Annotated in this window: 7 protein-coding genes and 1 pseudogene; 1 reads left to right on the forward strand and 7 read right to left on the reverse strand. The window is 53.3% G+C overall.

The window, feature by feature from the left end:
- Positions 1-80: 80 nt before the first annotated feature.
- The 7 genes from H1D41_RS12115 to H1D41_RS12145 form a co-directional block, all read right to left on the reverse strand.
- Positions 81-1,193, reverse strand: coding sequence for a pyridoxal phosphate-dependent decarboxylase family protein (locus H1D41_RS12115; protein WP_228849147.1), 1,113 nt, complete (start codon positions 1,191-1,193; stop codon positions 81-83).
- Positions 1,193-2,968 carry an MOSC domain-containing protein gene (locus H1D41_RS12120; RefSeq protein ID WP_228849148.1) on the reverse strand — a complete coding sequence of 592 codons (1,776 nt, stop codon included), beginning with the start codon at positions 2,966-2,968 and terminating at the stop codon, positions 1,193-1,195. The genes H1D41_RS12115 and H1D41_RS12120 overlap by 1 nt, the downstream gene beginning before the upstream one ends.
- A gap of 61 nt (positions 2,969-3,029) precedes the next feature.
- Complete coding sequence (locus tag H1D41_RS12125; RefSeq protein WP_228849149.1) at positions 3,030-4,115, reverse strand: alcohol dehydrogenase family protein; 1,086 nt, start codon at positions 4,113-4,115, stop codon at positions 3,030-3,032.
- A 76-nt stretch (positions 4,116-4,191) separates the two neighbouring features.
- Positions 4,192-4,494, reverse strand: coding sequence for a YdhR family protein (locus tag H1D41_RS12130; RefSeq protein ID WP_228849150.1), 303 nt, complete (start codon positions 4,492-4,494; stop codon positions 4,192-4,194).
- A 72-nt stretch (positions 4,495-4,566) separates the two neighbouring features.
- Positions 4,567-5,781, reverse strand: coding sequence for an oxidoreductase (locus H1D41_RS12135; protein ID WP_228849151.1), 1,215 nt, complete (start codon positions 5,779-5,781; stop codon positions 4,567-4,569).
- Positions 5,782-5,860: 79 nt separating this feature from the next.
- Positions 5,861-6,169 (reverse strand): ArsR/SmtB family transcription factor, encoded by a 309-nt coding sequence (locus tag H1D41_RS12140; protein ID WP_228849152.1) that lies wholly within the window; start codon positions 6,167-6,169, stop codon positions 5,861-5,863.
- Between the two features lie 252 nt (positions 6,170-6,421).
- Positions 6,422-6,994 (reverse strand): TetR/AcrR family transcriptional regulator, encoded by a 573-nt coding sequence (locus tag H1D41_RS12145; RefSeq protein WP_228849153.1) that lies wholly within the window; start codon positions 6,992-6,994, stop codon positions 6,422-6,424.
- A gap of 101 nt (positions 6,995-7,095) precedes the next feature.
- Between H1D41_RS12145 and H1D41_RS12150 the strand changes: the two are divergent.
- A pseudogene (locus H1D41_RS12150) lies at positions 7,096-7,222 on the forward strand (carboxymuconolactone decarboxylase family protein); the annotation flags it as partial.
- Between the last annotated feature and the right edge of the window lie 116 nt (positions 7,223-7,338).

The following is a 7,338-nucleotide window of genomic DNA, read 5'->3' on the forward strand; positions in this document are numbered from 1 at the left end:
TTGGCACCTGCGCCGCAATAAATCAAAGAGTGCAACTGCGGCAAATCCGAGGGAAAATATGCTAATTCGTCACTCAAACCCTATCGAAGGCAGCGTTCGATCCGCTGGGAAACAAGATCTACATCAGCATGGGAATTGGCCGCAACGTGGCGCAACCAGAGCTCTCCGTTGATCTTGGTGCTTGAAGCACTTTCCCCGAGTTCACGCAGTACGTATTCTGGCGATCCAACCGTGGGCCGCCAGTTGACGACACCTGTTTCGGGCATTTGCTTCAGTTCAGCTTTCGGGTGGGATTGCAGAAAGTCAGCCAAATGCTCCGCCATATCCATACCGTGTTCAATTCGTTGGGCTAACCCATCTTGGCCCCAGGCAAGTAGCGTGGCCAATAAAGGAATTGCGGCAGCGCCTCTGGAACCTTGGACGCCAATATTCGGGACCGCAAGATAGTCGCCCCCAAAACTGACGAGATCCTGCGATTCGGTATCTGAAAAGAGGATTAAGGCTGAATCCTTAGGTTGAAAGAACCATTTGTGGGCAGAGATAGAGATGCTGTCAGCATCCTCTATTCCGTCAAGCAGAGAGGCGTGTTTACTCAATTTCAAAGGGCCTGCCCAAGCTGCATCAACATGTGTCCAGAGCGCACCCGTTTTACCCAATGGGTCCACCATACCTCGCCCGGTGGTGCCCGCGGTGAGAACCAAACATGTGTTACTCAGATCGGCCATTTTTGGAAGCTCAATTCTGCCATGCCCGTCAACAGGAAGGGCCTGATACTCCATCGCCAATATATGCGCCGCCTTGGCCACCGAGAGATGTGCGTCAACAGACGCCACTACACGTGTGGCCCCCGTTTCACGCGCGCACCATAGCGCGGTTAGGTTTGCAAGCGTTGACCCGCCACACATATGCCCATCTGCCATACCCCAAACCGGTGCCAGCCACTCAATCAGACGGCGTTCGACGTCGGTTGCAAATGGACTCAGGTCAGGATGCAAAAGGTTTTGATTGAATTGCGCATTCAACCCCACCAGCTTTGACGCAATACCGGGTGTTGGCGGGTCCATATGGGCCAACGCGATGTCCGATCCCAAATTGGCAGATCGCACCTTAATGTCGTGGCTTAGTAAGTCATAGGCAGCCTGTTCACCCATGCCGGTTTTGGGCAACAACTTTGTGTACTTGTCCAGTTTCATCAAATGTCCAACGTAAGAGTTTCTTTCGGAATGCTGGTGCAAACCAGCGTTTGCTTTTCGTCTTCGCCCTCTGTTCCAACCAACCGGGTGGCGGTGCCAGAAAGAACCGAACAATTGCAGGTTTTGCACAACCCAGCACGACAATGAGATGGTATTATAGCCCCCCGCACCTCTGCAAAATCCAGCAACGTTCCGTCCGCTGGCGTCCAGTAATCAGTGACGCCTGACTGCGCCAAGGTCACTTTGATTGGCTCTGAATCCGGGATCGGGCGCATGTCGGTTTCGACGCCTGGCGAACTGAAGGTATCTAGGAAGATGCGTTCACCATGGACGTTTGCTTGGCTCAATGCAGCAACCGCCGAATCCACAAACCCGGAAGGGCCGCAAATGTGAACATCCGCTGCGTCTTCTTTGGCACGTTGCGCAAGAGCCTGAAGATCAGGACGCCCTGATTGCGCACCAGCGACACCAACAACATCCCGCGTCAAATAAAGACGGGTCACGGCATTTGGGAGCGCGTTTGCAGCCGTGACGATATCATCCCAAAGCGCTAATTCCTGTCCTTTGCGCGCGACATGAGTCACGTGAACAGGTTTGTCGTAATCCTGTTGCGCAAGTTCTGCCAATTTCACCGCGGTTGGTGTGATCCCAATCCCCGCGCTCATAAAATGCAGAGCATTGCTGTTTTTGTTCAGAGTGGCCTCTCCAAACGGCCCCGTGATGATCAGGTTGCCCCCTTCAACAACTTGATGGATCGCATTAGACCCAACGCCTTCATCGCGTTTCACCGTGATGCGCAGTAAATCGTCCTTTACTGCAGAAACCGTATAGCTGCGCCAAGTGTGGCTTTCAGATAGGTTGTGGATGCGAATAAATTGCCCGGCTTTAAAGCCCTCCATAACCCCTGTTTCCCAAAGGCTGTCGCGGATCCAAAGTGACCTGATTGCCTCGGCTTCTTCGACCGTTCTTTCGACAACCGCAGGACGGGGCCAGTCGGGTAAGGCAGGCGCAGTGCTTACGTTCGCAGCAGCTTTGACTTGGTGGCCTTGCAAGTGTTCGCGTGTTTCAATTTTAGCACCCGGTACAATGGTGCCCGATGTGTGGACAGTGGCGTAAACTCCGCAAAACATATGTCCAAAATGGCGGATCAACAACGCAGGCATATTGAGATCAGTTCTGCCGGTTTTGACATCAACAGATGTGGTTTTGCAGCGATCAATCGGACGAATGACGTCAAACTGGGCGTCTCCGATCCCCAATCTCGTACCCAGCCATTGAAATTCCGACCAAGGTTCTGCACACACATAGATATTTGCCCGAAACCGCAGCGGGTCAATCGGGCGACCGGCCATTTTGGCTATCGATTCGACAGTCGATAAATTGATGATTGAAATTGTTGCGTCTTGATGATCCCAGTATCCGCGATTACCGGTGGCACGGTGAATTGACGCTTGCCCCCCAAAAGCAGCACTCAACTCGTCTAGGTTGCTGCTATTCGCATCTATAGTTTCAGAAATGCCAGTCGGTGACGTCAACCTTAGGTCGCGATCGTCTTCGTTGATTTGAAATGTCGTCAGATCAGGACGGATCGTCATGCGCTGAAAGGCTTGGCAAGGGGTCCAAGCCCCATGACCTTCGACAGCCATTGCCCCACTGCCCAACCCAATGGCACGATCACCAGCGATGCCTTCGTTCGGCCGAAGCATTGCCTGCTTAAGGCGCTCGCCTGGGAAGCCTTTGATCGGGTAACGATAGATATTCTCGACGGTGCTCATCAAATGTGTCCTTTCGTGATGATGGCGAGGTGCTGGTCGAAGGTGTTTCGGACGGCTCCAGCTACGAAGGGGGGATCAGAACGATCTTTCCGATGTGCTTCTTTTCGAGGAAATCCCGCTGTGCATCCGCAATTTTGAAAAGCGGATAGGTTTCGGCCAGAAGCGGCTGGATTTCACCGTTTTCGATATAAGAGATCAGGTTCGTAAAAACCGGTTCCTCCCAAGCCGTGCAGCCAATCAGCGAAATGTCCTTAAGATACATATCCCGCATGTCCAGTTCGACCATGGGCCCCGCGATCGCGCCGGAAGAGACATAGGCCCCGCCGCGTTTGAGCAGTTGCAACATGATGCCAAAACCCGTGCCCGCGACGTTGTCGATGACAATATCGACGCTCTCCTTGCCCAAGACCTCTAGCAGATCATCCTCGCGGCTCAGAACACGGTCTGCGCCGATTTGCGTGACGGCTTCGCGTTTGGAAGCACTGGTTATGGCGATAACCTCGGCGCCGCGCCGCTTCACGAGTTGTATCACCGCCGACCCCACCCCGCCTGATGCTCCTGGCACCAGAACTTTCATGCCTTCACGCACCCCAGCGCGGTGGACCATGTTCTCAGCGGTTCCATACGCGCAGGGGATTGTGGCAAGTTCGGCATCGCTCCAATTGCAACCCACCTTGAAAATCTCGCTTTCAGGCACTTTGACATACTGCGCAAACGCGCCGTCGAAGTCAGACCCCATCCAGATGCATTCCAACCGATCAAAGCCGTGCTTGCGCATGCATGATCGTACGAGAACGCGCGCGCCGATCTGGTCGTCATTACAGCCCACGCCCACCGAAACCACTTCACCACAGCAATCCGTGCCCTGAGTAAATGGAAAGGGCGTCACTCCATTCCATCCCCCATCAGGCAGGTCGCCGTCATCACTCATGTCGCCAGTGCCCCCTGTGACCGATGAGGAATACCAACCAAGACGTGTGTTGATTTCTGTGTTGTTCACGCCTGCGGCCAACACCTTCACAAGCACCTCCTTCGGGCCCGGAACAGGAATGGGCACCGATTCGCATTCAAGCTTTTCGTAGCCCCCAGTACCGGTCGTCACGACCGCTTGCATAACTTCAGGGATCTCGACCGGTTCGCCTTGCATTGTTTTTCCTTTCAAACTCTTGGTAGCTCACGGACTGTTCTCAGTGTGAATGTGCCCTAAACCAACCGTAAACCGACTATGCTCCCGGAGTACGGTTATCGACATGCACAGGAGACTCGAAGAACTCGATTTGCGGTTCAGCTCCGTATTTTTTCTCAACCATTTCGCGCCAAGGCCCTGCGTATGTCGCCTCTGCCGCCTCTCGGCTCTCCCAAAAGTACAGGCCGCCAACCGTCTTTCCGTCTTCTGAACGAAAATAATGTTTCAGCAACAGGCCCGGGTGGCCCTTGTATTTCGGGGCCGTGCTTTCAAAGATCGCGGTCGCTTCGACCAGCGATATGGGGGTATCAAGATTGAAGCGTACTTGAGTAAACAGCATTTGATATTCCTTTCAGGTGTTTTAAATTCCGGGCTGCGGCCCGTCCTTACGTCATAGGTTCCGATCTGATGTTCAACACGGCGCAGAGGATTCCGGAAATCTTGCGCGCCATAGAAGGCAGCGTTGCGCATCGCGTTCATCATAGGCATCCATGGCAGCCTGAGGGTCCATGGCGAACTCACCTTCAGCGTCCCCACCAAGAGCCGTCAGGCGCATTGAATACCACGCCGTGATGCCGCCGCGCGGTGGTGCATCAAACACCGGAAATTCTGGATCGCCACCGTCGCTTAACCAAGTGTTCGCCAGCGACGGGTCCAACACCATAGCGCGGGCAAGGCTGATCGCATCAACCGCGTCGTCTTGCACGGCTCTAACCGCCTGATCCCGGGACACAAACCCGCCAGTCAGCATGATTGGAATAGACGTAACGCCTTTGGCCCGCTGGGCGACGTCGATGAAGTAGGGTTCTGATGATGACGCGCCATCGGAACTCGACGCAGCACCAGGGAAATAGGTGCCGCCGCTGATATCGATCAAGTCCACCGATGTGCCGTCGAGTAATCGCACGACCTCCAGTGCGTCATCAGTTGTCAGACCACCTTCTAGATTGTCGGTTGCGTTGATTCTGATGCCAATCGGATAGGTTGGCCCGACAGCTTGGCGAACCGCGTCGATCACCTCGTCGATGATGCGGAAGCGCCCACTTATCGCGCCCCCATAGGCGTCGGTCCGATGATTGAAGAGAGGCGAAAGAAACTGACTGAACAGGAAACCATGACCGGCGTGGATTTGCACCCCCCCAAAGCCCGCCGCCTGTGCGACAGTCGCCGCTTGTGCGTAGGTTTGGGGAAGCTCTTGGATTTCATCCAATGACATGCCGTCGCATTTCAACCCTTCAACGTCCAAAGGAGATGGCCCTTTAGGGTTGCTGATTGGTCCATGAGCCAGCGCTCCGGCGTGACCAAGCTGTGGCCAGATATGGGCGCCATTTTTTGAACCGCGTTTCGCCAGTTCCTTCAGGGCTGACATGTCCGCGTCCGCGACTAAAACAAGATTGCCGGGTTTTTCAGGGTAGTGCGGAGCTACCTGCATTTCACCGATCAAAGACAGGGCAGCACCTCCCTCGGCCCATCGTTCATACAAACGCATCTGCGCTTCAGTGGGGTTCCCGGCACCATCACCAAGCGAGTCTGACATCGCCGATTTTATCAATCTGTTTTTCAAGCGGACTCCACAGGGTAGGTCCAATGGCTGCGCCAGCAGGTTTGTTACTTCGTTGGCTTTCATATCATCCCTCCATCGGAATATCTCGATATTTCAGTTTTATTGTGCAAAACTCGGTACTGAACGGGTTCCCTCACGGCATCTATGGTTTCAGAAGTTCGTTCTGGACGGCGGTTACGAACGCTTGAATGCTGTTTTCGTCGCGCCGGTAGAACGTCCACTGGCCGTGGCGTTCGGCGATCACGAAACCTGCTTGCTTCAGCAAGCCCATATAGTTTGAAATTGTGGACTGTGAGAGTTTCGCTTTTTCCTGAATATATGCGACGCACACGCCTTCTAGGTCTTCGTGCCCCGGCAAGGCAGGCGGAAAATTTGATCGGTCTTTAAGCCATTCCAAAATTTGGCGGCGAACTGGATTGTTTAAAGTTGATATTGATTTTTCTAAGTCCATAAATCGAAATATCTCGATATCAATGCAATTGTCAAGCTTACTTCAAATTGGTAAAGTGGACAGTCGCAAAGGAAACATGAGCGGCAAATTTGGCTCACTAAAAGCTCGGCAGCCCGGAGGGCTCATATATCGCAGGGCGGAAAAGCCTTGGGGGAATCAATGTCAGACATTCAACCATAGTGCAACGGACGGCAGGAAAGAGCTTTTCGTCCGATGCCATGCGGCCCATGAATGACGGTTAAGCAAGCTTTTTCAAAGCCAGATCAAACCACCTGCTATCTCTTCTGCGATTGCTTTTGCGTCGACACCCTCACGTTCCGCTGAGACCCTCAAGCCTAGAAGATCAGACTGGTACCTGCGCGCAAGCACCTGAGGATTGTGTGAGCGATCTATGTTGCCTGCTGATTGCGCCTGTTGAAACAATTCTGTAAACTGCGCCTCCATCGTTTGCAGATGCAGGTTCGCATCCCGTGCCAGAGGATGATTGTGTGCATGAAGTTCGAGAAGGGTCTTCGACAACATGCAGGCCTTAGAAGGGGCAATATCGTTTTCGACGATCATCTCTGGAAGCCGCTGAAGCGCTTTGATCGGACCATGCTTTTGCGCCAACGTCTTGAGACGCTCGCGCCCATCGGCTGCATATCTCTCCATGGCAAGCGCGAACAAAGCCTCTTTGGAGCCGAATGCCGCATAGAAACTACCGGGCTTCATCTGCAAGGCAGCTTCAAGGTCCTTCAATGATGTCCCAGCCCACCCACGTTTCCAAAATAAATCACGGGCGCGCTCAATCAGTTCGACCTTATCGTAATTTGGTTTGCGAGGCATGTGGTAACCAGTTCTTGAATGATCACTCAATTATATACTTGAGTGATCACTCAAGAAACCCTAAAAAGAAAATATTCGCAACTTACAAAGGACGCATCGATATGAATTTCCCTTCCCATGATCTCGATACCGCACCGGAAGCCTCCAAGCCGTTATTAGAGAATTCGCAAAAAGCCTTTGGTCGCTTGCCCGGTTTGCACAAAGTTCTGGCGGAAAGTGGTCTTGCCGCGCAAAAGTTCCGGTCTCTCAGCTTATGTTATGCAGTCCTTCGTTCGAATGCCAAGGGGCTTTTCCCGCCAAGGGATGAATGCCGCCTGCGTGGATTGTAGAACCCATTGATGTAT

Origin of the sequence: Halocynthiibacter styelae, from assembly GCF_016123485.1 — a bacterium.
Taxonomy (GTDB): Bacteria; Pseudomonadota; Alphaproteobacteria; order Rhodobacterales; family Rhodobacteraceae; genus Halocynthiibacter; species Halocynthiibacter styelae.